24 protein-coding genes are annotated in these 25,612 nt (G+C 64.3%); 12 read left to right on the forward strand and 12 right to left on the reverse strand.

Translation table 11 applies throughout. The annotated features are described in order from the left end of the window. Positions 1 to 7 precede the first annotated feature (7 nt). From C4K40_RS01395 to lpdA, 6 genes are read left to right on the forward strand one after another with little or no spacing between them, the layout of a single operon-like run. Positions 8 to 964: an acyl-CoA desaturase gene (locus C4K40_RS01395; protein WP_022644194.1), complete on the forward strand. Its 957-nt coding sequence runs from the start codon at positions 8 to 10 to the stop codon at positions 962 to 964. A 51-nt stretch (positions 965 to 1,015) separates the two neighbouring features. Continuing rightward, positions 1,016 to 1,336: an acyl carrier protein gene (locus C4K40_RS01400; protein WP_022644195.1), complete on the forward strand. Its 321-nt coding sequence runs from the start codon at positions 1,016 to 1,018 to the stop codon at positions 1,334 to 1,336. Between the two features lie 18 nt (positions 1,337 to 1,354). After that, positions 1,355 to 3,319 carry an alpha/beta fold hydrolase gene (locus tag C4K40_RS01405; RefSeq protein ID WP_053132693.1) on the forward strand — a complete coding sequence of 655 codons (1,965 nt, stop codon included), beginning with the start codon at positions 1,355 to 1,357 and terminating at the stop codon, positions 3,317 to 3,319. A 7-nt stretch (positions 3,320 to 3,326) separates the two neighbouring features. Next, the gene (locus tag C4K40_RS01410; RefSeq protein ID WP_022644198.1) at positions 3,327 to 3,524 is read left to right on the forward strand and encodes a rubredoxin; all 198 of its coding nucleotides are present in this window, start codon (positions 3,327 to 3,329) and stop codon (positions 3,522 to 3,524) included. Between the two features lie 37 nt (positions 3,525 to 3,561). Further along, complete coding sequence (locus C4K40_RS01415; protein ID WP_172681642.1) at positions 3,562 to 4,488, forward strand: alpha/beta hydrolase; 927 nt, start codon at positions 3,562 to 3,564, stop codon at positions 4,486 to 4,488. Further along, positions 4,485 to 5,939, forward strand: a complete 1,455-nt coding sequence (gene lpdA / locus C4K40_RS01420) for a dihydrolipoyl dehydrogenase (protein ID WP_022644200.1) — start codon at positions 4,485 to 4,487, stop codon at positions 5,937 to 5,939. Before C4K40_RS01415 ends, lpdA begins: the two co-directional genes overlap by 4 nt. A gap of 58 nt (positions 5,940 to 5,997) precedes the next feature. Here the strand turns inward: lpdA and tauD are convergent, their stop codons facing one another. The 7 genes from tauD to C4K40_RS01455 all read right to left on the reverse strand — a co-directional run bounded on the left by tauD (position 5,998) and on the right by C4K40_RS01455 (position 14,485). After that, a complete protein-coding gene (gene tauD, locus C4K40_RS01425) occupies positions 5,998 to 6,837 on the reverse strand; it encodes a taurine dioxygenase (RefSeq protein WP_022644201.1) in 840 nt (279 codons plus the stop codon). Between the two features lie 276 nt (positions 6,838 to 7,113). After that, positions 7,114 to 7,950, reverse strand: a complete 837-nt coding sequence (gene tauC / locus C4K40_RS01430; RefSeq protein WP_053132690.1) for a taurine ABC transporter permease TauC — start codon at positions 7,948 to 7,950, stop codon at positions 7,114 to 7,116. Further along, positions 7,947 to 8,738: a taurine ABC transporter ATP-binding subunit gene (gene tauB, locus C4K40_RS01435; protein ID WP_053132687.1), complete on the reverse strand. Its 792-nt coding sequence runs from the start codon at positions 8,736 to 8,738 to the stop codon at positions 7,947 to 7,949. The genes tauC and tauB overlap by 4 nt, the downstream gene beginning before the upstream one ends. Before the next feature lie 30 nt (positions 8,739 to 8,768). Continuing rightward, positions 8,769 to 9,746, reverse strand: a complete 978-nt coding sequence (tauA, locus tag C4K40_RS01440) for a taurine ABC transporter substrate-binding protein (protein WP_053132682.1) — start codon at positions 9,744 to 9,746, stop codon at positions 8,769 to 8,771. Positions 9,747 to 9,977: 231 nt separating this feature from the next. Next, complete coding sequence (gshA, locus tag C4K40_RS01445) at positions 9,978 to 11,561, reverse strand: glutamate--cysteine ligase (protein WP_022644204.1); 1,584 nt, start codon at positions 11,559 to 11,561, stop codon at positions 9,978 to 9,980. Positions 11,562 to 11,777: 216 nt separating this feature from the next. Next, a complete protein-coding gene (locus C4K40_RS01450; RefSeq protein ID WP_022644205.1) occupies positions 11,778 to 12,161 on the reverse strand; it encodes a PaaI family thioesterase in 384 nt (127 codons plus the stop codon). Further along, positions 12,161 to 14,485, reverse strand: coding sequence for a Tex family protein (locus C4K40_RS01455; protein WP_053132679.1), 2,325 nt, complete (start codon positions 14,483 to 14,485; stop codon positions 12,161 to 12,163). The genes C4K40_RS01450 and C4K40_RS01455 overlap by 1 nt, the downstream gene beginning before the upstream one ends. Before the next feature lie 349 nt (positions 14,486 to 14,834). On the opposite strand from C4K40_RS01455, the gene ompR reads away from it, so the two are divergent. Then, entirely contained in the window at positions 14,835 to 15,575 is a 741-nt protein-coding gene (gene ompR / locus C4K40_RS01460) for a two-component system response regulator OmpR (RefSeq protein WP_022644207.1), read from the forward strand. Between the two features lie 101 nt (positions 15,576 to 15,676). Continuing rightward, positions 15,677 to 16,990, forward strand: coding sequence for an ATP-binding protein (locus tag C4K40_RS01465; protein ID WP_031321644.1), 1,314 nt, complete (start codon positions 15,677 to 15,679; stop codon positions 16,988 to 16,990). A 68-nt stretch (positions 16,991 to 17,058) separates the two neighbouring features. Here the strand turns inward: C4K40_RS01465 and rimK are convergent, their stop codons facing one another. Together rimK and C4K40_RS01475 are read right to left on the reverse strand one after the other, a co-directional pair. After that, positions 17,059 to 17,964, reverse strand: coding sequence for a 30S ribosomal protein S6--L-glutamate ligase (gene rimK, locus C4K40_RS01470; RefSeq protein WP_022644209.1), 906 nt, complete (start codon positions 17,962 to 17,964; stop codon positions 17,059 to 17,061). Further along, positions 17,961 to 18,443: an ATP-dependent zinc protease gene (locus C4K40_RS01475; RefSeq protein ID WP_022644210.1), complete on the reverse strand. Its 483-nt coding sequence runs from the start codon at positions 18,441 to 18,443 to the stop codon at positions 17,961 to 17,963. The genes rimK and C4K40_RS01475 overlap by 4 nt, the downstream gene beginning before the upstream one ends. A gap of 370 nt (positions 18,444 to 18,813) precedes the next feature. Here C4K40_RS01475 and C4K40_RS01480 point away from each other — a divergent pair, with 370 nt between their 5' ends. Further along, the gene (locus tag C4K40_RS01480; RefSeq protein WP_053132677.1) at positions 18,814 to 19,224 is read left to right on the forward strand and encodes an RNA-binding S4 domain-containing protein; all 411 of its coding nucleotides are present in this window, start codon (positions 18,814 to 18,816) and stop codon (positions 19,222 to 19,224) included. A gap of 48 nt (positions 19,225 to 19,272) precedes the next feature. Here C4K40_RS01480 and C4K40_RS01485 read toward each other — a convergent pair whose 3' ends face one another. After that, positions 19,273 to 20,085 (reverse strand): phosphatase PAP2 family protein, encoded by an 813-nt coding sequence (locus C4K40_RS01485; RefSeq protein ID WP_022644212.1) that lies wholly within the window; start codon positions 20,083 to 20,085, stop codon positions 19,273 to 19,275. A 99-nt stretch (positions 20,086 to 20,184) separates the two neighbouring features. Between C4K40_RS01485 and hslO the strand changes: the two genes are divergently transcribed. Both hslO and C4K40_RS01495 read left to right on the forward strand, forming a co-directional pair. Further along, on the forward strand, positions 20,185 to 21,087 hold the full coding sequence (gene hslO, locus C4K40_RS01490; RefSeq protein WP_022644213.1) for an Hsp33 family molecular chaperone HslO: 903 nt from the start codon (positions 20,185 to 20,187) through the stop codon (positions 21,085 to 21,087). Between the two features lie 181 nt (positions 21,088 to 21,268). Continuing rightward, a complete protein-coding gene (locus tag C4K40_RS01495; protein ID WP_022644214.1) occupies positions 21,269 to 22,810 on the forward strand; it encodes a phosphoenolpyruvate carboxykinase in 1,542 nt (513 codons plus the stop codon). A gap of 109 nt (positions 22,811 to 22,919) precedes the next feature. On the opposite strand, the gene C4K40_RS01500 is transcribed toward C4K40_RS01495, so the two are convergent. Both C4K40_RS01500 and C4K40_RS01505 read right to left on the reverse strand, forming a co-directional pair. Further along, positions 22,920 to 23,774, reverse strand: coding sequence for a DMT family transporter (locus C4K40_RS01500; RefSeq protein WP_152899190.1), 855 nt, complete (start codon positions 23,772 to 23,774; stop codon positions 22,920 to 22,922). 42 nt (positions 23,775 to 23,816) lie between these two features. Beyond that, positions 23,817 to 24,170 (reverse strand): DUF1493 family protein, encoded by a 354-nt coding sequence (locus C4K40_RS01505; protein WP_053132670.1) that lies wholly within the window; start codon positions 24,168 to 24,170, stop codon positions 23,817 to 23,819. A gap of 234 nt (positions 24,171 to 24,404) precedes the next feature. On the opposite strand from C4K40_RS01505, the gene C4K40_RS01510 reads away from it, so the two are divergent. Then, positions 24,405 to 25,568: a tetratricopeptide repeat protein gene (locus C4K40_RS01510; protein WP_053132667.1), complete on the forward strand. Its 1,164-nt coding sequence runs from the start codon at positions 24,405 to 24,407 to the stop codon at positions 25,566 to 25,568. The last annotated feature ends 44 nt before the right edge of the window (positions 25,569 to 25,612 follow it).

Raw genomic sequence — 25,612 nt, forward strand, 5'->3', positions numbered from 1 at the left:
GCTATTCATGGACGAAATACTTTCAACCACGGCTACTCCCGAGATCGGCGGGGTTGCCCAACTGAGCCCCCAGGCGGCGAAAACCAAGGCGCGCATCGCCCTGGCCGTGATGCTGGTGCCGCTGTTCGGGACCTTCGAGGCCATCCGCCTGTGGGTCACCGGCCAGGCCCATGCCTTGGACTTCATCCTCTTCGGGGTGTTCTACGCGGTGCAGATGTTCGGGGTTTCCATGGGTTACCACCGTTACCTGGCGCACCGGGCCTTCAAGACCTCGCGGCTGATGAGCGGCTTGATGCTGATCGCCGGCTCGATGGCGGCCCAGGGGCCGATTCTGTTCTGGGTCACCACCCATCGGCGCCACCACACCTACAGCGACCAGCAGGGCGATCCGCATTCGCCCAACCTGCTGGGCGAGGACCGTTGGGGCCGGGCCAAGGGCCTGTGGCATGCGCACATGCCGTGGATGCTGACCCCGGACATCTCCAGCTGGAACTACTTCGCTCCCGACATCCTGCGTGACCGGCGGCTGTTCTTCTACAACCAGACCTACCTGCTCTGGGTGGTCCTGGGCGTGCTGCTGCCCGGTGCGATCGGCGGCCTGGTCACCCAGAGCTGGGAGGGCGCCTGGAGCGGCCTGATCTTCGGTGGCCTGGCCCGGCTGTTCATCGCCAACCAGGCGGCCTGGTGCGTGGGCTCGGTCTGCCATCGCTATGGCAGCCGGCCGTTCGTGACCCACGACCAGAGCACCAACAACTGGTTTATCGCGTTCCTCACCTTCGGCGAGGGGCTGCAAAACAATCACCACGCATTTCCTGCCTGGTACCGGCACGGCGTGCATTGGTGGGAGCCCGACCTGTCGGGCTGGACACTGGCGTTAATGGGCAAGCTGAGACTGGTCTCAGACCTGCGTTCACCATCCCAGGCAATGATCGACAAGGTCCGTAAGCGTCAGGCCTCATCCTGAACAGCGGGATTCCCAGGTCGTACAACACCCCACTCATCAAGGAAGAAACCTATGTCCAACTTCATTTCCAATTTGCTGAGCACCTTGAGTTTTTCGGAGAAGAAACAGGCTCCGGTGGAACTCAACGAGGAAAACATCAAGCACTGGCTGGTGCAGCGCATGGCGACCCTGCTGAAGATCGAGCCGTCGCAGGTCGATACCGCGCGCACCTTCGAGGCCTATGGCCTGGATTCGCTGGTGGCGGTGAAGGTGGCGGGCGACCTGGAGAAGTTCATGGAACAACGCCTGTCGCCGGCGTTGCTGTTCGAATACTCCAGCATCGATGACCTGTCCAAATACCTGGCCAGTGAACTGACCACATCCGAAGTTTGACTTCGCAGGAGCTAGGCCATGGCCTTTGTACAGATGCCCACGCAAAAAACGGACAAATTCAACGAGCTGCTCCGACGTTCACAGGAGATCGAGGGCCTGCGTCTGACCGACGCCATTCCCAAGCACCTGTATACACCCCGCGTCTGGCGCGGGATGCTCAGCTTCGTCGTCAGCTATGCGCTCTATATCGGCGCGGTGGTGGCGGTCGCCCATGTGCACTGGGCCTTCTACCTGCCGCTGTGGCTGATCGCCGGCCTGGGGGGCTGGGGCCTGTTCTGCGTGGCCCACGATTGCGGCCACAACTCGTTTTCCCGCAACCGCAGCTTCAACCACATCCTGGGGCACATCGCCTTGCTGCCCCTGCTGTACCCGTTCCACGGCTGGCGCCACATGCACAACATGCACCACGCCAACACCAACAACCTGGAGATGGACGTCGACTGGCGCCCGGTGCTGCGCGTGCAATATGACGCCATGCCCTGGTGGGACAAGCTGGTCTACAGCAGCACCCGCACCTGGCTGTTCTGGCTGGGGACGGTGAACTACCAGCGGCACTCGGGGTTCCGGCCGGAGATGTTCCCCAAGCTCGAGGCGCGCAACGAAGTGCGTCGTTCGATCCTGTTCATGGCCGTGGCCGCGGTGATCTACCTGCCGACCCTGGTGTACTTCACCGGTTTCACCGGGCTGTTCCTGTACTTCGTCGCCCCATGGCTGGCGATCCATGCCTGGTTCAGCCTGACCACCATGATGCATCACATCAGTGACGAGACTCCGTTCCTGACCAAGGAGCACTGGAGCTTCAACAGCAGCCGCCTGCTGCTGACCACCGACTACATGTATCCGAAGTGGCTGCTGTTCCTGACCCACTACATCTCGGTGCACACCGCCCACCACGTGGCGCCGATCATTCCCCACTACAACCTGCCCGAGGCGCAGGCCGCGCTGAAGTCCGCCTTCCCCGGGATGGTCCGGGAAAAACCCCTGACCGTGCAGGACGTCTGGCATGTGGCGCGCCATTGCCACCTGTACGATCCGGTCAACGGCTTCTACGAGTCCTTCGATCGGTCGCCGGCAGCAGGCGACACCCGCACCGGCTACAGCGGCCCGCTGACCATGAAGCAGCAGGCCCTGCGCAGCTACATGAGCGTGCTGGGCTCGCTGGCCCCCGATCGCGCCGGTGCCCGGGCCACCGACCTGTTCGGCTACACCCGCGAATACATCAAGCAGCCGGACAAGGAAATGAGCCCCCTGGGAGCCCAGCGCTTCCACATCAAGGGCATCCCCGGCGTTCCCCATGGCTACCAGTGGGGCACGGGCGAGCAGACCATCCTGCTGGTCCATGGCTGGGGCGCCGACAGCCGCAGCATGTACTCCTTCACCCGGGTACTGCAGCGCCAGGGCTTCAAGGTCGCGACCTTCGATGCGCCGGCCCACGGTATCTCGCCGGGCTCGCTGAGCACCATGACCGAGTTCAAGGACGCGGTAAAAGCCGCCATCGTCGCCCTGGGTGACGTGGTGGGCATCGTAGCCCATTCCCTGGGCGGTATCGCCGCTACCGGCGCCCTGGCCGAGCTGGCCGAGACCCATCGGATCAAGGCCATGTGCCTCCTGGGTTCGCCTGCCAACCTGCCGGTGGTGATCGATCGCTGGGCCAACGGCTACCTGCAGCTCAAGCCGCAGATCGTCCAGGCCATGCACCGCGAGCTGTGGAAGCGCAATGGCGTGCCGGTCCAGCACTGGGACATCCCCGCGCTGGGCAACGCCCTGCAACTGCCGATGCTGGTGCTGCACGACCAGGAGGACCCGACCGTGCCGTTCTGCGAGGCGCAGCAGATCACCACGCTGATGCCGTGGGCCAAGCTGGAGCCGGTATCCGGCCTCGGCCATGTGCGGATCCTCTCCGACGCCGCGGTGCTGGAGCAGGTGGCGCGGTTCCTCGCGGAGAACATCAAAGTGGCCGAAGTGGCCCAGGCCAGCGCATGAGAACGATATGACGACCTATGCTGAAAACGCTGTGGCCGAGTCCGGCCTGTGGATGTGCCTGATCTGCGGCTGGATCTACGACCAACGGCTGGGAGATCCGGATTCGGGGGTGCCTCCGGGCACTGCCTGGGACGACATCGCCGATGACTGGACCTGTCCTGAATGCGGCGTGGGCAAACTGGACTTCAACATGGTGAAGCTGTAACCCGACGCTTGAAATCTGTAGTCGATGAGGAAGGAAGATGGCGACTCAAGAACACCCGCCGGTGGCGGCCAGGGCCCGGCGCAGCAGTTTCAGGAAGGTGCTGTTCAAGGGCATCTACAACACGATCCTGGGCGCGCTGCGCTGCAGCTTCTGGATTGAGTCGCGGCTTCTTCCGCAGCGGGCTGCGCAGCGGGCGTTGAAGATCTTCACCACGCCACAGCGGCTGCGCCAGCATTTCCCGCAGACGCTGCCCAGTGCCACGGTGCAAGACCTGGAAACCGGGGACGGGCGCTTGCGCTGCTTCCGCTGGACGCCTTCGCAGGTCCGGCGCCGGGTGGTACTGGTACATGGCTGGAGTGGTGCCAGTACCCAGTGGCAGTACTTGATCCCGCTATTGCTGGAGCAAGGCTGCGAAGTCTTGTCCTTCGACTGCATCGGCCATGGCGGCAGCGGTGGCCGGCAGGCGTCGCTGCCGACCTTCGTCAGCATGCTCGACCAGGTCCAGCAGCAGTTGGGCCCCTTCGATACCGTGATCGGTCATTCCCTGGGTGGCGCCGCAGCGGGCTACGCTTTGAGCACCGACATCGGCAAGGGTTTCCAGCGCGCGGTGCTGGTGGCGGCGCCGGCCGACATTGAAAACGTCGTCCGGCGTTTCGCGGCGTTCCTCTGGATCAACGACGACGTCAGGCGGCGCATGCAACGCCTGGTCGAGCAACGCTATCAGAAAGACATGGGCAGCCTGGCGGTCAGCCGTTACGGCCAACAGGTAGACATCCCGGTGCTGCTGGTCCATGACCAGCAGGACCAGGAGGTTCCGGCAGACGACCTGCAATCCTTCGCCCAGGGGTTGCGGCACCGGCAGGTCCTGCAGACCCGCGGGCTTGGTCATCTGAAAATTCTCAAGGACAGGGCGACCATGGGAGCCGTGGTCGATTTTGTCTGTGCAAAGGACGGCAACCTATGAGTGAAAGTTACGATGTGATCGTTATCGGCGCGGGCCCCGGTGGTTATGTAGCCGCGATCCGCGCGGCGCAACTGGGACTGAAGACGGTCTGTATCGAGCGCTACAAGGGCAAGGACGGCAAGACCGCCCTGGGCGGTACCTGCCTGAACGTAGGCTGCATTCCCTCCAAGGCACTGCTCGACAGCTCCCATCACTACTATGAGGCGCGCCACGGCTTCGAGGTGCACGGCATCGGCATCAGCAACCCGCAGATGGACGTGGCGACGATGCTGGCCCGCAAGGACAACGTGGTACGCAACTTCAACGGCGGCATCGCCTCGCTGTTCAAGGCCAATGGCGTGGCGGTGCTGGAAGGCCACGGCAAGCTGCTGGCCAACAAGGAAGTGGAGGTCACTGCCGCCGACGGCAGCACCCAGCGCATCAGCGCCGAACACGTCATCCTGGCCCCCGGTTCGCAGCCGATCGACATCCCGGCAGCGCCCCTGACCGGGGAGGTGATCGTCGACTCCACCGGCGCCCTGGAATTCACCAGCGTGCCCAAGCGCCTCGGGGTCATCGGCGCCGGGGTCATTGGCCTGGAGCTGGGTTCGGTTTGGGCCCGCCTGGGAGCCGAGGTGACGGTACTCGAAGCCCTCGACAGCTTCCTGCCGGCGGTGGATGCGCAGATCGCCAAGGAAGCGCAGAAGATCCTCGGCAAGCAGGGCCTGGATATCCGCCTCGGCGCCCGGGTGACCGCTTCCGAGGTGCAAGGCGATAGCGTCAAGGTCAGCCTGACCGAGGCTGGCGAGGACAAGCAGCAGACCTTCGACCGGTTGATCGTTGCCGTTGGCCGGCGTCCCTTGACCACCGACCTGCTGGCCGCCGACAGCGGCGTGCAACTGGACGAGCGGGGTTTCATCCATGTCGACGGCCAGTGCCTGACCAGCGTTCCCGGGGTGTATGCCATCGGTGACGTGGTGCGCGGGCCGATGCTGGCGCACAAGGCTTCGGAAGAGGGCGTGATGGTCGCCGAAAGCCTTGCCGGGCATTCGCATCCGCTCAACTACGAGCTGATTCCCTCGGTGATCTACACCCACCCGGAAATCGCCTGGGTCGGCCAGACCGAGCAGGCGCTCAAGGCCGCGGGCGTCGAGCTGAACATCGGCACCTTCCCCTTCTCCGCCAGCAGCCGGGCCATGGCGGCCAACGACACTGCGGGGCTGGTCAAGGTGATCGCCGATGCCGGCACCGACCGGGTGCTGGGCGTGCATGTGATCGGGCCCGGCGCCGCAGAGCTGGTCCAGGAAGGCGCCATCGGCATGGAGTTCGGCACCAGCGCCGAAGACCTGGGGATGATGGTGTTCTCCCATCCGACCCTGTCCGAGGCACTGCATGAGGCGGCGCTGTCGGTGAATGGCCACGCCATCCACATCGGCAACCGCAAGAAGAAACCGGCCGCCAGCGTCAACTAGCGAGCCGTGCCCGGCCCCGTGATTCAGCGGGGCCGGGACCTGTCAGTGCCGCCGCGTTTCAGCGGAAGAACGGCGCATCCCCGAGAATGGTCGCGCGCTGCATTACCCGGCGCTGTGGACGGTAGTCATCCACGGCGTAGTGCTGGGTCACGCGGTTGTCCCAGAACGCCACGTCGTTTTCCTGCCAGCGCCAGCGAATGGTGAATTCCGGGCGCGTGGCGTGGGCGAACAGCAGCTTGAGAATGGCTTCGCTCTCGCTGTCCGACAGTTCGTTGATCCGGGTGGTGAAGCCATCGTTGACGAACAGCGACTTGCGCCCGCTCACCGGGTGGGTGCGAATCACCGGGTGCGACAGCGGTGGGTTCTTGCGCCGGGTCTCTTCCCAGCGCGCCAGGTCTTCGGGGGTATTGCCGAAGCGCTCCAGGGGGAAGGACTTGATGAACTCGTGGGTGGCGGTCAGGCCTTGCAGCAGGTTCTTCATCGGTTCCGACAGCGCCTCGTAGGCAGCGATGCCGCTGGCCCACAGGGTGTCGCCGCCGAACTTGGGCAGCAGCTTGGCGCTGAGCACCGCGCCCAGTGCCGGGGTCGGCAGGAAGGTGACATCGGTGTGCCAGATGGCGTTGTCGCGCACGTCGGTCTCGGCGGTGTCGAGGATCAGTACTTCCGGCTGTTCCGGTACGTTGGGGTAGATCGGGTGGATATGCAGGTCACCGAAGTTGGCGGCGAAACGCGCCTGCTGCTGCGGGGTGATCGGCTGGTTGCGAAAGAACAGTACCTGATGCTCGAGCAGGGCCTGCTCGATGGCTTCGCGCTGCTTGTCGTCCAGGGGCTGGCTGATATCGATGCCGTCGATCTGCGCGCCGAGGGCGGAACTCAAGGGGGTGATGGTCAGGCTCATGCTGGTTCTCGTGTGCGGCGCCGAACGGTCGGCGTGGTCGGATTCGGTTTTATCTGTATCGATCTGAATGTTGCTGGCTTGCATGGGCCTGGTGGCCCCTGTCGAGCCATGGCGAGGCTGCTATCGAGCGCGTAGCGCTCGCAGCGATCAGCCAGGCAGGCCGCGGTGCATGGCTTGGCGTCTGCTGCGCAGCCGTACGCAGCCTCGCCAGAGCTCGGCAGCGGCTATAGACAGCCGACGCAGCAAGCAACGCAGTCGACGCAAGGCAGGCGCCAGTCAATGGCTCTGGCCATGCCAGGGCACCAGCTTGCGCTGCAGGGCCCGTAAGCCCATCTCCATGGCGAAGGCGATCACCGCGATCACCAGGATCCCCAGCACCACTACATCGGTGACCAGGAACTGCGCGGCGGACTGCACCATGAACCCAAGGCCGCTGGTGGCGGCGATCAGTTCGGCGGCCACCAGGGTCGACCAGCCCACGCCGAGGCCGATGCGGATTCCGGTGAGGATGTCCGGCAAGGCGCTGGGCAGGATCACATGGCGGATCAGCTGGGCCCGGGTCGCCCCCAGGGACTGCGCCGCCCGCAGCTTGGCCGGGTCGACTGTGCGCACGCCGGTGGCGGTGGCGATGGCGATCGGGGCGAAGATCGCCAGGTAGATCAGCAGCACCTTGGACAGCTCGCCAATGCCACACCAGATCACGATCAGGGGCAGGTAGGCCAAAGGCGGAATCGGCCGGTAGAACTCGATCAATGGGTCGAGCACGCCCCGGGCGACGCGGTTGGCGCCGATGGCGATGCCCACCGGGATTGCCGTCAGCACCGCCAGGCCCAGGCCCAGGCCGATACGTTGCAGGCTCGCGGCCAGGTGCTGCCACAAGGTGGCGTCCATGTAGCCGCTGGTGGCCAGCAACCAGCCCTTTTGCAGCACGGCCCCAGGCGAGGGCAAGAACAGCGGTTCCACCAGGCCGCTGGCGGTGACCGCCCACCACAGCGCCAGCAGGCCGACCAGGGTCAGCACGCTGATCCAGCGGGTGCTCAGGCTGCGCCGCGCCGACAACGGCCTGGAGTGGGCCTCGTGGCTGGCGGTGGCGGGAATCTCGTAGCTGCTCATGGGCGCTCCTGCTGCTGGCTGCTGCGTTGGGAGAACACCCGCGCCAGCACGTGCTCGCGGGTTTCGATGAAGCGTGGATCGGACTTGATCGCCCGGGCCGACTCGCCAGCGGCATATCGCTGACCGAAGTCCAGGTGCAGGCGCTCGACGATCTGGCCCGGGTTGGGCGCCAGGAGAATCAGGTCGGTGGCCAAGAACACCGCTTCCTCGATGTCGTGGGTGATGAGGAACACCGGCTTGGCGGTGCGTCGCCAGACTTGCAGCAACAGTTCCTGCATCTGCTCGCGAGTGAAGGCGTCCAGGGCGCCGAAAGGCTCGTCCATCAGCAGCAGCCGTGGATCGGCGGCCAGGGCGCGAGCCAGGCCGACACGTTGCTTCTGACCCCCGGAGAGCTGCCAGATGCGCCGCTTGTCGAAACCGGCCAGGTCCACCAGGGCGAGCATTTCCCGGGCCCGGGCTGCGCGCTTCTCACGCGGCACGCCAGCCAGCTCCAGGCCAAAGGCGACGTTGGCCAGTACGTCCTGCCAGGGCAGCAGGGCATCGTCCTGGAACACCACGCCACGCTCGGCGCCAGGGCCTTGCACCGGTACGCCATCGAGGCTGATGCGCCCGGCGCTGGGCTCGACGAAACCGGCGATCAGGTTAAGCAGCGAAGTCTTGCCGCTGCCGGAGGGCCCCAGGGCGACCAGCAGTTGCTGTGGCCCCAGGGTCAGGGAGATATCGGCCAGCACCGGTTCGGCGGCGCCGGGGTACTGTGCGCTGATGCGCTCCAGTTGTAGCAAAGCCATGACGGCTGTCTCCTTTGCGAACGCGCAGCCTTAGTTGCTGATGAACCGGGCGCTGACGTAGGGGGCGTAGTCCGGCAGCACCGCTTCGACCTTGCCTTGTTCCTTGAGGAATACCGCAGTGTCGGTGATGGCCTTGGTGGTCGGCGCGCCGAGGCTTGCGACCTGGTCGGCGGCCAGCGGGTAGACGTTGCCTTGCAGCAGCAGGGGGATGTCGCCGGCCTTGGCTCCGGAGAGCTTCACCAGCTTGTCGACGTTGCCCTGGTTGGCCAGCCAGGCCTGCGGGTCCTTGCGGTATTCGGCGTAGGCATCCAGGGTCACCTTGGCGAAAGCGCTGACGATTTCCGGGTGCTTCTGGGCGAAATCCTTGCGCACGATCCAGGCGTCGAAGGTCGGCGCGCCGGATTTGGCCAGCTCGCCCGAGGTGATCAGCACCTTGCCGTTTTCCTTGGCCACGCCCAGGGCCGGGTCCCAGACGTAGGTGGCGTCGATGTCGCCGCGCTTCCAGGCGGCGATGATCGCCGGCGGCGCCAGGTTGAGTACCTGGACCTTGGCCGGGTCGATGTTCCAGTGCTTGAGCGCCGCCAGCAGGCTGTAGTGGCCGGTGGAGACGAAGGGCACGGCAATCTTCTTGCCCACCAGGTCCTGGGGGGTGTTGATCCCGGAGCCGTCGCGGGCCACCAGGGCCTCGGCGGCGCCGATCTGGGTGGCGATCAGGAAGGTTTCCACCGGCACCTTGCGGGTGACGGCTGCGGTCAGGGGGCTGGAGCCCAGGTAGCCGATCTGCACGTCACCGGAGGCGATGGCGGCAATGATGTCGGCGCCGTTGTCGAACTTGCGCCAGTCGATGCTGGCCTTGGTGGCTTTTTCGTAGCTGCCGTCGGCCTGGGCGACCTTGGCCGGATCGACGGTGGTCTGGTAGGCGACGGTGAAATCGGCCGCCTGGGCAAGGAAGCTCGCTGCGGCCAGGGAGGCGGCCGCCAGGAGGCGAAGGGGGAAATGCAGTTTCACGATGAAGCTCCTCATAGGCGGCCGTTGATCGGCGTGGGAGGAGCCTAAATGATCTAAGAATTATAAAATAAATAACGTTTTAGAATTAGCTTAGAAAGAGAGAACGAGTTGAAGAGGGGAAGCGCGTCGCGCTTCATCGCGGGCAAGTCGGATCGCCGCCCGCTCGCTCCTACAGGACGGCGCCGTGTAGGAGCGAAGCTTGCTCGCGATGCATGCAGCGCGGTGTATCTATCAGTTGCTGATGGCCAGGATGCTGGCCTGGTAGGCACCGACGAAGACGTCGAAATCCCCCACTTCGTTCTGTTCCAGTTCGGCCTGCTGTTCCAGGGACTTGCGCGCCGCGTCTTCGAACGCCGCCTGCTCTTCCTTGGCCAGGGCCTGGCTACGGAAATGCTCGGCGTGGGCCAGGCTCTGGCGCAGGGAGAACTGGCTGAAGCTCTCCTTGTGCTCGGTCATGGCCGCCAGGACCTGGGCCGATGGCGTCAGGGACGAATCCTTGACCTTGGCCAGCTGGGCGTCCAGCGCCTTGCTGTGCTCATCGCTACCGTGGCTCTGGTCCAGCAGGGCGGCCAGCGGGGCGATGTTCTCCAGCAGCTCGGCGGCCCATTCCTTCATGTCCACCGCTTGCCCGCGACGCTGCAACTGCAGGCCCGGACGCCGGCCTTCCTTGACCACGCTGAGGAAGTTCGAGGTGGCGTTGCCGCACTCGGTGTTCTCCAGCAGCGGGCTGTCGTTGAGGGCGCAGTACAGCAGGAAGGCGTCGAGGAAGCGGGCTTCCTGCACGTCGATGCCCAGGGGCAGGAACGGGTTGATGTCCAGGCAGCGCACTTCCACGTACTGCACGCCCCGGGCCATCAGGGCCTGGATCGGCCGTTCGCCGGTGTAGGTCACGCGCTTGGGACGGATGTTGGAGTAGTACTCGTTCTCGATCTGCAGGATGTTGGTGTTCAGCTGGACCCACTCGCCATCCTTGTGGGTGCCGACCTCCACGTAGGGTGCATAGGGCGTGGCCACCGCCTTGCGCAGGCTGTCGGTGTAGCTGTTCAGATCGTTGTAGCAAGGGGTCAGGCCGGCCTGGGCCTTGCTCTGGTAGCCCAGGTCGCTCATGCGCAGGCTGGTGGCGTAGGGCAGGTACAGGGTCTCGGCGTCGAACTGCTCCAGCTGGTGCGAGCGGCCCCGCAGGAAACCCGCATCCAGGGCCGGCGAGGCGCCGAACAGGTACATCAGCAGCCAGCTGTAGCGGCGGAAGTTGCGGATCAGGGCGATATAGGCGGCGGACTGGTAGTCACGGTCGGTGCCGACGAAGCCCTCGGCCTCCCTGAGCAGCGGCCACAACGGCTCGGGCAGGGAGAAGTTGTAGTGGATGCCGGCGATGCACTGCATGGTCTTGCCGTAGCGCAGGGCCAGGCCCTTGCGATAGACGTACTTGAGCTGGCCGATATTGGAGGTGCCGTAGTAGGCGATCGGGATGTCTTCCTCGGCCGGCAGTGGGCACGGCATCGATGGACTCCACAGGTACTCGTTGCCGAGTTTGCTGTAGGCGAAGCGATGGATCTTGTCGAGGCTGGCCAGGGTGTCCGCCGGGTCCTTGAGGGCCGGGGTGATGAACTCCAGCAGCGACTCGGAATAGTCGGTGGTGATCTGTTCGTTGGTCAGCGCGGAACCCAGTTCTTCCGGATGCGGGGTCTGGGCCAGGCGGCCTTCGCCGGTAACCCGCAGGCATTCACGTTCGATGCCGTGCAGGCACTGCTCGAGCAGGGAGAGGTTAGCGCGCTCGCCGAGCAAGGCCAGGCGGCGGTTGAGAAGTTCGCTCAAGTTGGATTCCTTCACGCGTCAGTCGCCCCAATATGGGGGTGGGCAGGACGGTCTACAAGGGTGGAGTTAAAACTGGCGTTTTCGCCTGGTTCCTGAGTCAAGCCGACTCACCTGAAAACGCCAGTGCTCCGTCCCTGAATCTGGCTCTAGCGTGGGCAGGAAAACCCCGACGCCGCTTTCGCAGCGCCGAAATTAACCCAATTCGATGACGGGCAGCTATAGGACCGCGAAGGTGCCTTGCGCTTTTGCGACCAGTTTTTCGCCCTGGATCACGTCTGCCTCGACCACCAGGGTACGGCGGCCGGGGTGGATCACCCTGGCCCGGCACAACACCTCACCTTCGGCGACCGCGCGGATGTAGTTGATCTTGCACTCGATGGTGGCGCTCTGCTGGTCGAAGCCATGGGTACTGGAACAGGCCAGGCCCATGGCGATGTCAACCAGGCTGAAGATCGCCCCGCCGTGGAGCTTTTGCCCGCGATTGCGCAATTGCGGGGTCAGCTCCAGGGCCACGTCCGCCTCGCCGACCTCCAGGCGCTGCAGGCGGCAGCCGAGCAGTTGGCTGAAGGCGCTTTCGGTCAGGCCGGCTGGAATCTCCATCAGCGCTTCTTCAACTGCTTGGCGTTGGCGAACAGCGAGGCCATGGCGTTGTTGGCCGGTGCCGCGGTGGTGGTTTCCTTGCGCGGGGCATTGCCCTGGGAAGAGCGCGGGCTCGCCCCCGGACGGCTGCCGCGGGCGCCATCGATCTTCTCGCCGGGGGTGTCGCTCATGCGCATCGACAGGCCCACGCGCTTGCGCGGGATATCCACTTCCATGACCTTGACCTTAACTACGTCGCCGGCCTTCACCGCTTCACGCGGGTCCTTGATGAACTTCTCCGACAGCGCCGAGATGTGCACCAGGCCGTCCTGGTGCACGCCGATATCGACGAAGGCACCGAAGTTGGTGACGTTGGTCACCACGCCTTCGAGGATCATCCCCAGTTGAAGGTCCTTGAGGTCTTCGACGCCTTCCTGGAACTCGGCGGTCTTGAACTCGGGGCGCGGGTCGCGGCCGGGTTTGTCCAGTTCCTGGAGGATGTCGGTGACGGTGGGCAGGCCGAAGGTCTCGTCGGTGAACTTCGATGGCTCCAGGCGCTTGAGGAAGCCGCTGTCGCCGATCAGCGAGCGGATGTCACGGCCGGTGTCGGCGGCGATGCGCTGCACCAGTGGATAGGCTTCCGGGTGCACCGCCGAGGCGTCCAGCGGGTTGTCGCCGTTCATTACACGTAGGAAGCCGGCGGCCTGTTCGAAGGTCTTTTCACCCAGGCGGGCGACTTTCTTCAGGGCGGCGCGGGTCTTGAAGGCACCGTGCTCGTCGCGGTGGCTGACGATGTTCTGCGCCAGGGTCGCGTTGAGGCCGGAGATCCGCGCCAGCAGGGCCACGGAGGCGGTATTGACGTCGACGCCCACGGCGTTCACGCAGTCTTCCACTACCGCGTCCAGGCCTCGGGCCAGTTTCAGCTGCGAGACGTCGTGCTGGTACTGGCCGACACCGATGGACTTCGGATCGATCTTCACCAGCTCCGCCAGCGGATCTTGCAGGCGGCGAGCGATGGAGACCGCGCCACGGATCGACACGTCCAGGTCCGGGAATTCCTTGGCCGCCAGTTCCGAGGCCGAGTACACCGAGGCGCCGGCTTCGGAGACCATGACCTTGGTCATGCGCATGGCCGGGTACTTCTTGATCAGGTCGGCGGCCAGCTTGTCGGTCTCGCGGCTGGCGGTGCCGTTGCCGATGGCGATCAGGTCCACCGAGTGCTTGGCGCACAGGGCGGCCAGGGTGGCGATGGTCTGGTCCCACTTGTTGTGCGGTACGTGGGGGTAGACGGTGGCGTGGTCCAGCAGCTTGCCGGTGGCGTCCACTACCGCCACCTTGCAGCCGGTCCGCAGGCCCGGGTCCAGGCCCAGGGTGGCGCGCGGGCCGGCTGGGGCGGCCAGCAGCAGGTCGTGCAGGTTGTGGGCGAAGACGTTGATCGCCTCGGTCTCGGCGCCGTCGCGCAGCTCGCCCAAGAGGTCGGTCTCCAGGTGGGTGTAGAGCTTGACCTTCCAGGTCCAGCGCACCACTTCGCCGAGCCACTTGTCGGCCGGACGGTTCTGGTTCTGGATGCCCACATGCTGGCCGATCATGCCTTCGCAGGGGTGCATGGTGCCTGGTAGCTCGTCGCCGACCTTCAGCGCGGAGCTGAGGATGCCTTCGTTGCGCCCGCGGAAGATCGCCAGGGCGCGGTGCGACGGCATGCTCTTGAGCGGTTCGTCGTGTTCGAAGTAGTCGCGAAACTTCGCGCCTTCCTCTTCCTTGCCAGCCACCACGCGGGCGCTGAGGGTGGCTTCCTGCTTGAGGAAGTTGCGCAGCTTGTCCAGCAGGCCGGCGTCTTCGGCGAAGCGCTCCATGAGGATGTACTTGGCGCCTTCCAGGGCGGCCTTGATGTCGGCCACGCCTTTTTCCCCATCGACGAAGCGTGCGGCTTCGGCTTCCGGAGCCAGGCTCGGGTCGTTGAACAGGCCATCGGCCAGCTCGCCGAGGCCGGCTTCCAGGGCGATCTGGCCCTTGGTGCGGCGCTTCTGCTTGTACGGCAGGTAGAGGTCTTCGAGGCGGGTCTTGGTGTCGGCCAGCTTGATTTCGCGAGCCAGTTCCGGGGTCAGCTTGCTCTGTTCCTCGATGCTGGCCAGGATGCTGGCACGGCGCTCGTCGAGTTCGCGCAGGTAGCGCAAGCGATCTTCCAGATGACGCAGTTGGGTGTCATCGAGGCTGCCGGTGACTTCTTTGCGGTAACGGGCGATGAAGGGCACGGTGGAGCCTTCATCCAATAGGGCGACGGCCGCTTCGACCTGTTGTGGGCGTACGCCGAGTTCCTCGGCAATGCGGCTGTTGATGCTGTCCATAAAACCACCTGGCAAATGTTTGAAAGCAGGCTCGCGGGTACGACGAAAAAGCCCGGCGAGTCTGGTTGAGCGGCCTGGTACGCGCCGCCACCTGGATCAAAAGGCTGGCTGTTGACCCGTGAAATAGTGGAAATGCTGCCGGTCGTGGCAAAAAACAAAGCGACCGCTGGGTACTGATCAAGGGTTGCCCGACACAAAAGGCGGCGCATTATACCCAGCTGTGAAGCGATCGCCGACCTCAGGCCGACAGCGGGTTTGCTGGCTATGGAGGAAAAATCTGCTAACAATGCACACGGTGCGCATAGCGGCAGCTACGCCATAATGCGCACCGAGATTAGAGGAGCATCCAATGAGCAGCACTGCACAAACTGCTGAAGGCGAAAAAATTCTTATTGTTGACGATGACCCGGGGCTGAGCAGCCTGCTGGAGCGTTTCTTCGTCAGCAAGGGCTACCGTGCCCGCGCGGTCCCGAACACCGAGCAGATGGACCGCCTGCTGGGTCGCGAGGTATTCAACCTGGTCGTCCTCGACCTGATGCTGCCCGGCGAAGACGGCCTGACCGCCTGCCGCCGCCTGCGTGGCGCGAACAACCAGATCCCGATCATCATGCTCACCGCCAAGGGTGACGAATTGAGCCGTATCAAGGGCCTGGAGCTGGGCGCTGACGACTACCTGGCCAAGCCGTTCAACCCCGACGAGCTGATGGCCCGGGTCAAGGCCGTGCTGCGTCGCCAGTCGGCACCTGTCCCTGGTGCCCCGGGCAGCGAAGACGAAAGCGTGACCTTCGGTGACTACGAGCTGTCCCTGGCCACCCGCGAGCTCAAGCGCGGCGACGAGGTGCACATGCTCACCACCGGTGAGTTCGCGGTACTCAAGGCGCTGGTGATGAACGCGCGCCAGCCGCTGACCCGCGACAAGCTGATGAACCTGGCCCGGGGCCGCGAATGGGACGCCCTGGAGCGCTCCATCGATGTGCAGATCTCCCGCCTGCGCCGGATGATCGAACCCGATCCTTCCAAGCCACGTTATATCCAGACCGTCTGGGGCGTGGGTTATGTGTTCGTGCCGGATGGCACAGCGACCAAGTGATCGGTGATTTGTAGGAGCGAGCGCCCGGGCCCTGACCCGGGCGTTCGCATTCCGCAACGCTGCGAGCGCGACTCGCTCCTGCAAAGTGTGTATTGGCTGTCATGAAAACCCCCTTGTGGTTCCCCCAGAGTTTCTTCTCCCGCACCCTGTGGCTGGTGCTGATCGTGGTGCTGTTCTCCAAGGCATTGACCCTGGTTTATCTGCTGATGAACGAGGACGTGCTGGTGGACCGGCAGTACAGCCATGGCGTGGCCCTCACCCTGCGCGCCTATTGGGCCGCCGATGAATCCAACCGCGACCAGATCGCCGAGGCCGCCGGCCTGATCAAGGTGGTGGGCAGCGGCGTGCCGGCCGGCGAGCAGCACTGGCCCTACAGCGAGATCTACCAGCGGCAGATGCAGGCCGAGTTGGGGGCCGACACCGAGGTGCGGCTACGCATGCATGCGCCGCCGGCGCTTTGGGTCCGGGCGCCGAGCCTGGGCGATGGCTGGCTCAAGGTGCCGCTGTATCCACACCCGTTGCGCGGGCAGAAGATCTGGAGCGTGCTGGGCTGGTTCCTGGCCATCGGCTTGCTGTCCACCGCGTCGGCGTGGATCTTCGTCAGCCAGCTCAACCAGCCGCTCAAGCGCCTGGTCTACGCCGCCCGGCAACTGGGCCAGGGGCGTAGCGTGCGCCTGCCCATTAGCGATACTCCGAGCGAGATGACCGAGGTGTACCGCGCCTTCAACCAGATGGCCGAAGATGTGGAACAGGCCGGGCGCGAGCGCGAGCTGATGCTGGCCGGGGTATCCCATGACTTGCGTACGCCACTGACCCGCTTGCGCCTGTCACTGGAACTGATGGGCGATCACACCGAGCTGACCGACGACATGGTGCGCGACATCGAAGACATGGACGCCATCCTCGATCAGTTCCTGGCCTTCATCCGCGATGGTCGCGACGAGTCGGTGGAGGAGGTGGACCTCAACGACCTTGTGCGGGAAGTGGCGGCGCCCTACAACCAGAGTCAGGAACGGGTGCACCTGCGCCTGGAGCCGATCCAGGCGTTCCCGTTGCGCCGGGTCTCGATGAAGCGCCTGCTCAACAACCTGATTGGCAACGCCCTGAACCATGCGGGGACGGACGTGGAAGTCGCCGCCCACCTGTCGGGCGACGTCAACGCGCCCTATGTGGTGCTGAGCGTGATGGACCGTGGCGCGGGGATCGACCCTTCGGAGCTGGAAGCGATCTTCAACCCCTTCACCCGTGGCGATCGCGCCCGGGGCGGCAAGGGTACTGGCCTGGGGCTGGCCATCGTCAAGCGGATCGCCGCCATGCATGGCGGTAATGTCGAGCTGCGCAACCGCCCGGACGGCGGGCTGGAGGCGCGGGTGCGCCTGCCGTTGGGCCTGCTGTTGCCACGTGATGCGGATTAGCGGCAGAGGCCAGTTTCAAGCTGCAAGCTCTTATCTTGCCGCTTGACGCTCGCCGCTTGTAGCTGCCTTTAGCCTTTGCCCTTGGTGCGGGTCATGTTCGGCCCGCCATTCTTCTCGATGTGCTCGATGATGATCCCCGCCACGTTCTTGCCGGTGGTGGTCTCGATGCCTTCCAGGCCCGGGGACGAGTTGACCTCCATCACCAGCGGCCCGTGATTGGAGCGCAGGATGTCCACCCCGGCCACGCTCAGGCCCATGACCTTGGCCGCTCGCAGCGCGGTCATGCGTTCTTCCGGGGTGATCTTGATCAGGCTGGCGCTGCCGCCACGGTGCAGGTTGGAGCGGAACTCCCCGGGTTTGGCCTGGCGCTTCATGGCCGCGATCACCTTGTCGCCCACCACGAAGCAGCGGATGTCGGCACCGCCGGCTTCCTTGATGTACTCCTGGACCATGATGTTCTGCTTCAGGCCCATGAATGCCTCGATCACCGACTCCGCCGCGGTGGCGGTTTCGCAGAGCACCACGCCGATGCCCTGGGTGCCTTCCAGCACCTTGATCACCAGCGGAGCGCCGTTGACCATCTCGATCAGGTCGGGGATGTCGTCCGGGGAGTGGGCGAAACCGGTCACTGGCAAGCCGATGCCGCGCCGCGACAGCAGTTGCAGCGAGCGCAGCTTGTCCCGGGAGCGGGCGATGGCCACCGATTCGTTGAGAGGGAATACCCCCATCATTTCGAACTGGCGCAACACCGCGCAGCCATAGAAAGTCACCGAGGCGCCGATCCGCGGGATCACCGCATCGAAGCCTTCCAGGGGCTTGCCGCGATAGTGGATCTGCGGCTTGTGGCTGGCGATGTTCATGTAGGCGCGCAGGGTGTCGATCACTACCATTTCATGGCCACGCTCAGTGCCGGCCTCGACCAGGCGGCGAGTGGAATACAGACGCGGATTACGCGACAGCACGGCGATCTTCATGCAACACCTGTGGCAGAGGTAGTGGATACCGGGAACACCGGTTTGTCTTGTACGTACTTGAGGCCGGGATTGACCACCAGCTGGCCATCGATCAGGGCCTTGGAGCCCAGCAGCAACCGATAGCGCATGGCCTTGCGGCAGGCGAGGGTGAACTCCACCCGCCACACGTGATCGCCCAGGGCCAGGGTGGTGCTGATCACATAGCGGACCTGGGCCTGGCCGTTGGAGCTCTTGATGGTCTTCATTGCCACCAGTGGCGCTTCGCAACGCCGGTGACGCAATTGCACCACGCTGCCCAGGTGCGCGTTGAAACGCACCCACTGCTGGCCATCGCGCTCGAACGGCTCGATCTCGGTGGCATGCAGGCTGGAGGTGCTGGCGCCGGTGTCGATCTTGGCGCGCAAGCCAGCCACTCCCAGGTCGGGAAGCGCCACCCACTCGCGTAGACCGACAACGGTCAAATGATCAAAGGTCTTCAATAAAGGAACATCCGTAATTGGTCTTTCCGGACCAGGGTTCTGATACGGGCCGGGCGTCGGGGCGAGCCTGCGCCAGGTGGACTCCACGCTTGCCGGGAGGGGCGCGCCGAGCGCTGCTGGCGTACCTTCTCGGCGACGACTCTAACTGCCGACTCCGCATAGATTGTGACAATCTCCCGGACGTTCGCCCGGCCTGTCCCGGGTCTTGGTCCGAGACCGCGGTATTCACGCAGAATCGGCGGCAAATGGCGATAGTTATCTCCATGGCGATCCCTCGGGCAACCTGAGGTATTTTAGGTGAGCGGTCAGGTTTTCGAGAGCTCGTCTGCGAGCCGTACCGTTGCGATATTTTTCATCGAGAGGAATCACCGTGGCGCAAAAGCAGCAACAGGAAGAAGAGGACAAGGTCCGCCTGGACAAGTGGCTTTGGGCAGCACGCTTCTACAAGACCCGGGCCCTGGCCAAGGCGGCCATTGAAAGCGGCAAGGTGCATCACCGGGGCGAGCGTTGCAAACCGGGCAAGGAGCCGCGGGTTGGCGACGAGTATGAGCTGCGTACCGGTTTCGACGAGCGCACGGTCGTGGTCCAGGCGTTGTCCATCGTGCGTCGTGGCGCACCCGAGGCACAGGCGCTCTATGTCGAGACCCCGGCCAGCATCGCCAAGCGCGAGACCGCCGCAGCCCAGCGCAAGGCAGGCGCCCTGGGCGTGAGCACCGAGGGCAAGCCCACTAAGAAACAGCGTCGGGATCTATTCAAGTTCCATGGCAGCAGCCATGAGTGATGGAGGGCGAGGGAGCCTGCCCAGGCTGCCCTCGCCACAGCGGCTGGCTTAGCGCAGCAGGCTGCTGGCGCGAACCACGCTCATGTTCGACAGCACCGGCATCCGGCTCATCAGGTTGAACAGCGGGTGGGTCAGGCGCAGCAGGAAGTTCGACATCCGTGCCGCGTAGGGGGTGTAGTAGCCCCAGCCGAGGGCCAGTACGGCCAGCAGCACACCGCCGATGTAGTCATCCTGGCCCCAGTGGGCCCCTGCAACCAGGCGCGGCAGCATGAACAGCAGGGTCAGGCCCCAGACCAGCAGGAACTGGCCGACGCTGCGGCTGAACACTCCCATGAACAGGCCCCAGATCAGCAACACCGAGGCATGGTCGCCAGGGAAACTCTGGCTGGAGCGGTCCTTGAGTTCCCAGGTCTTTTCCCAGCCCGGGAAGTAGTCGCTCATGTGCACGGCACCTTCGAGCACCATGGACGGGCTGTTGTGCTGCCAGTTCATCACGGCCACCAGCTTGGAAAACAGCGCGCGAATCACCACCATCAGGATCAGGATCGACAGGAAACCGAAGAAGGCGCGGCGTACGTCCACCGCCTTGAAGACCCAGTCACCGCGGATCAGCAGGCCGAGCATGATCAGGCCCACCACCACGTCGAACGGCCGCAGGCTGGCCACGGCCCAGATATGCAGCCAGGTGGAGTTGTTGGCGAGGGGAGCGTTGAGCAAGTGAAACAGCCACTCGTCGAACATGGTGCAAAGCACTTGCCCGGTGGGCCACAACCAGAAACCCAGCAGGGCCAAAGGGAGTACATTGCACAGAACCAGCTTGCCGAGGTTCCACCTTGCTTGGAACAAACCCGGATTGTTCATAAAATATCTCCAATCACCGCAAAAACTGCACCCTCATGGTGCAAAGCTGCAATTTTCGGTGCTTGTAACCTTTTTGTCACCTTTCAGATGCCCAGACCTATGACTGATTTGCCGGATACCGACTTCACCCAACGCTTCATCTTCGATGAGAGCGACGCCCGTGGCGAACTGGTGACGCTGGAGCGCAGCTACGCCGAAGTCCTTGCCAAGCACGCCTATCCCGAGCCGGTGGCGCAACTGCTGGGCGAGCTGATGGCGGCGGCGTCGTTGCTGGTCGGCACCTTGAAGTTCGACGGCCTGCTGATTCTCCAGGCTCGCTCCGAAGGCCCGGTTCCCCTGCTGATGATCGAGTGCTCCAGCGAGCGCGAGATCCGTGGCCTGGCCCGCTACGATGCGGCGCAGATCGCTGCGGATGCGACCCTGGCCGACATGATGCCCAATGGCGTCCTGGCCTTGACCGTGGACCCGACCCAGGGCCAGCGCTACCAGGGGATCGTCGACCTGGACGGCGCCACCCTGGCCGAATGCTTCACCAACTATTTCGTCATGTCGCAGCAGACCGGCACTCGTTTCTGGCTCTACGCCGACGGCCGCAATGCCCGTGGCCTGCTGCTGCAGCAACTGCCGGCCGACCGCCTGCGCGATCCCGAAGAGCGCGATGCCAACTGGCAGCACCTCACCGCCCTGGCCAGCACCCTGACTGCCGATGAGCTACTTAGCCTGGACAACGAAACCGTGCTTCATCGCCTGTACCACGAGGAGGCCGTGCGCCTGTTCGACGTGCAACCGCTGCGCTTTCGCTGCAGCTGCTCGCGCGAGCGCTCGGGCAATGCCCTGGTCAGCCTGGGGCTGGAGGATGCGCAGCAACTGGTGGCCGAACATGGCGGCAGCGTCGAGATCGACTGTCAGTTCTGCAACCAGCGCTATCTGTTCGACGCAGCCGACATCACGCAATTGTTCGCCGGTGCGGGCGTCGAGTCACCGTCAGATACTCGTCACTAAAACGTTTCAGCGAAGGTAAATCACCTAGCGAACGCCGGAATTACGCCATGCTGACGGGAGGACCCTACTATTTTCGGGCTTTTCTGGCATAATCCGGCGCACTTTTTTCGCGGTAGTAGTGCGCGAGTTTCTACTACAAAACGTTTGAGCAATCGGCCATTGGCCGACGACGGGGAACCTCATGACGCAAGCCAAGAACACCGTGTACACCGACCTGAGCGTCGATGAGCTGGTAAAAGAAGCGCTGTCCCGCGGTGAAGGCGAGTTGGCCGATACTGGCGCGCTGACGGTCAAGACCGGCCACCGCACTGGCCGTTCGCCGGCGGACCGTTTCATCGTCGAAGAGCCTTCCACCCAGGATGCGATCGCCTGGGGCCCGATCAACCGCAAGTTCCCGGCCGACAAGTTCGATGCCCTGTGGGCTCGCGTCGAGGCGTTCAACAACGCCCAGGAACACTTCGTTTCCCACGTCCACGTAGGGGCTGCCGCCGAGCACTACCTGGCCGTCAAGATGACCACCCAGACCGCCTGGCAGAACCTGTTCGGCCGTTGCCTGTTCATCACCCCGGAGCAGTACAACCCGGCTGGTCGCGAAGAGTGGCAGATCCTCAACGTCGCCAACTTCGAGTGCGTGCCCGAGCGTGACGGCACCAACTCCGACGGCTGCGTCATCCTCAACTTCGCCCAGAAGAAAGTGCTGATCGCCGGCATGCGCTACGCCGGTGAAATGAAGAAGGCCATGTTCTCGGTGCAGAACTTCCTGCTGCCGGCTGTCGACGTACTGCCGATGCACTGCGCCGCCAACATCGGCGAAGAAGGCGACGTGACCCTGTTCTTCGGCCTGTCGGGTACCGGCAAGACCACCCTGTCGGCCGACGAAAGCCGCTACCTGATCGGTGACGACGAGCACGGCTGGGGCGAGGGCGTGGTGTTCAACATGGAAGGTGGCTGCTACGCCAAGTGCATCGACCTGTCCGAGAAGAACGAGCCGGTCATCTGGAAAGCCATCAAGCACGGCGTCGTGCTGGAGAACGTGGTCCTGGACGATGCCAAGCGCGCCGACTACGCCGATGCCAGCCTGACCCAGAACACCCGCGCCGCCTACCCGCTGGAACACGTCGAGAAGCGTTCCGAGCACAACCTGGGTGGCGAGCCCAACGCGGTGATCTTCCTGACCTGCGACCTGACTGGCGTCCTGCCGCCGGTGTCGATCCTGAACAACGAGCAGGCGGCCTACCACTTCCTGTCCGGCTACACCGCGCTGGTCGGTTCCACCGAAATGGGTTCGGGCGGCGGCATCAAGTCGACCTTCTCCACCTGCTTCGGCGCACCGTTCTTCCCGCGTCCGGCGGGCGAATACGCTGAGCTGCTGATCAAGCGCATCAACGGCTTCGGCTCCAAGGTCTACCTGGTCAACACCGGCTGGACCGGCGGTGGCTACGGCGTCGGCAAGCGCTTCAACATCCCGACCACCCGTGGCGTGATCGCAGCGATCCAGAGCGGTGCCCTGGTCGGTGCCGAGACCGAACACCTGGACATCATCAACCTGGACGTGCCTAAAGCCGTTCCGGGTGTCGATACCGAGCTGCTCAACCCACGCAACACCTGGACTGACAAGGCTGCCTACGACGAAGCCGCCAAGGCCCTGGCTGGCCTGTTCATCGAGAACTTCAAGAAGTTCGAAGTGAGCGACGCCATCAAGGCTGCCGGTCCGAAGCTGTAAGCCTCGACCTGCCATGAAAAAGCCGCCCTTCGGGGCGGCTTTTTTGTGCGCGGCGTATCGGCAGGGCGGCGTTCCGGGTGCGGACGTTTACCTGGCTTCAACCCCTGGCTCAGCCCTTCAAGTGCAGCGCCAGCGCGCCCAGCAGCACCAGCGCCACTCCTGTCACTTGCACCTTGGACAAGCGTTCCTTGAAGAACAGGTAGCTGAGTACCGCGGCGATGCCGCCGGACAAGGTACTGATCACCGTCACCACCGACACCGAGCCGTGCATGGCCCCCCAGGAAAAGGCGAAGAATGCGCCGAGGTTCATCAGGCTGGAGCTGGCCAGGGTGCCGCAGCTCTTCAGGGGGGGCAGCTTCAAGCCGTCCGGGACCTTGAGCATCATCAGCAGCGATACGCTCGATCCCACCACGTAACCCAGCCACAGCATGCTGACCGGGCCCAGTTGCGGCAGGGTATAGCGCCCCTGCAACCAGAAACTGGTGCCGTACAGGCAGGCCGACAGCAGGGCATAGACGATCGAGCGACTGGCATCGGTGTTCTGCGGCAGCTTGGGGCCCGAATGAATGCTGGAGAGAATCACCCCCACCACGCAGACCAGGATGCACAGCAGCTGGACCAGGCTGATGTGCTCGCCGCTGGCCCAGGACAGCAGGGTGGTGACCACGCCGTAGGAGGTCACCAGCGGGGCGATGATGGCGGCCTTGCCCAGGGCGAAGGCCTTGCCCAGGGCCAGGGCGCCGGAGAGGGTGAAGCAGGCGGCGAGCATGCCCATCAGCCAGACATCCAGCGGCGCGGCCAGGGCCTTGAACAGGAAGGCGGGGAAGAGTGCCAGCAAAAGGCTCATGAGGATCACGCCCAGTGTCTGGCTGAAGAACACGGCGCGCTTGGCGCCTACGGCCCGGACATTCAGGCCCACGAGAAAGTCGGTGCCGCCCCAAAGCACGGCGGCGAGCAGCCCCATCAGTACATCCACGGTTTCTTCCTTGTCTTATTGTTGTAGGTCCTAGAGGCTTTCCAGCGCCCGGGTGTCCCAGCGGCGCAGCCTGATCGCCTGGTACAGCATGCCGATGGTCAATGGCAGCTTGTCGCCCCGGCCCTTGGCCCGGAGCTTGAGGTATGGATCGAAACCTTCGGGCTGGAAGTAGCGATAGCTGTCGAAGTCGGCGAGGTCGAGCTCGAACTGTTCTTCCAGGGCCAGCAACAGATGCCGGGCATCGGCACCATCGCAACCCAGGTCAAGGTTGATCGCGGTCTTCAGATGCAAGGCCTTGCGCTCGGGCAGGCCGATCTCCTCATGCAGCAACTGCATCAGCTGGCGCATGTTCGCGTCGTCGGGAAAACCGGGGGCCAGATGCATGGTCGCGATTCGCTACGGCTCTTGGAAGGGATGGAGTGTAAGGCGATCCGATGGTGGTTTTTCAAGCCCCTCGCAGCAGATCCGCACAAGTCCCTGCGAACTTTCGACTGCATCCCATTGCGCAGTATTTTCCTGCCCTGGGTCGAGCATTGGCGGGCGAAAATGTGTATGGTGCGCCGCTGGTTGATAGGCCGCGTTCGAGCTGCGGCCAGATTCGTTTACAGGGATTTTGCTATGGCTTGTATGCGCCTGTTGGCGGTGTTGTGGCTAGGGATGGTGATAAGCGTGGTGCACGCCCAGCCGTTGTCGATCCAGGTGCTGGACGCCGTGGCCAAGGGCTCGCCTGTGGCCGAGGCCCAGGTGCAGTTGCAGCGGGGTACGAACCTGGTCGCGGGGGCTACCGATGCCCAGGGGCGAGTGGTGCTGGACGTCCCTGGCGATGCCGGCGGGCTGCTGATCCGCAAGCCCGGTTACGCCGACCTGCGAACCCAATGCCCCTGCCAGGGCCTGGTCTACGCCCTGAATCCGGTAATGGACAAGCCCTCCAGCCTGCGGGTGGTGCTGACCTGGGATGCCCCGGGCGAAGACCTGGATGCCCGGCTGATCTATTCCCGCAAGGCCTTGTCGTTCGTTGCCAGCCAAGGGCCCGGGGCGCGCCTGGAAAGAACCAGCGATGACCATCAGGGCGCGGAGACCATCACCATCGATGAGCTCTTGCCCGGCGAGGCCTACTTGTATGCCGTGCATGACTTCATCCATGGCAACCATCCCGAATCCCTGCACCTGGGCCGCAGCCGGGCCCAGGTCTTCGTCTACCGTGGCACCAGCCTCATTCGTAGCTATCGGGTACCGGAGCAGCGCCAGGGCAACCTCTGGGCCGTGTTCCGCCTGAATGCCGATGGCCAGATGGAAGATATCGACCGGGTGGCGCAGACCAGCAGCGAACCGAACGGCACCTACAGCGACCTGAATTCGTTGCTCGAGCAGATGCGCACCAGCGACCAGCAAGTGCCTGCGGACATGGGCCCAGCCGAAGCCAAGGCGCTCAACCGCAAGGGCGAAGAGGCCTACCGCAAGGGCGACTTCGGCGGGGCGGGTATCTATTACCGCGAGGCTATCGAAATGGCGCCGGGTTTTGCCCAGGCCTACAGCAACCTGGCCTTGAGCCAGCGCAAGAACAGCCGGCCCGACGAGGCCATACGCGCCGACCGTCAGGCCATCGCGCTGGCCAGCGGTCCGGCGGCGGCGACGATCCGGGCCAGTGCCTATTACGACATGGGTCGAGTCTTCGAGGGGGCCGGGCAGTTGGCCATGGCCTTGGAGAATTACCGCAAGGCCCGCGAGCAGAAGGCCAGCCCGGTGTACGACCAGGCCATAGAGCGGCTGCAAAAACCCTGAGCCCCAGGCTGGACGTTGTTTTTGCGCGGCGCGCTGGCAGGAGC

Origin of the sequence: Pseudomonas sp. CMR5c, from assembly GCF_003850545.1 — a bacterium.
In the GTDB taxonomy this organism is placed as follows: Bacteria; Pseudomonadota; Gammaproteobacteria; order Pseudomonadales; family Pseudomonadaceae; genus Aquipseudomonas; species Aquipseudomonas piscis.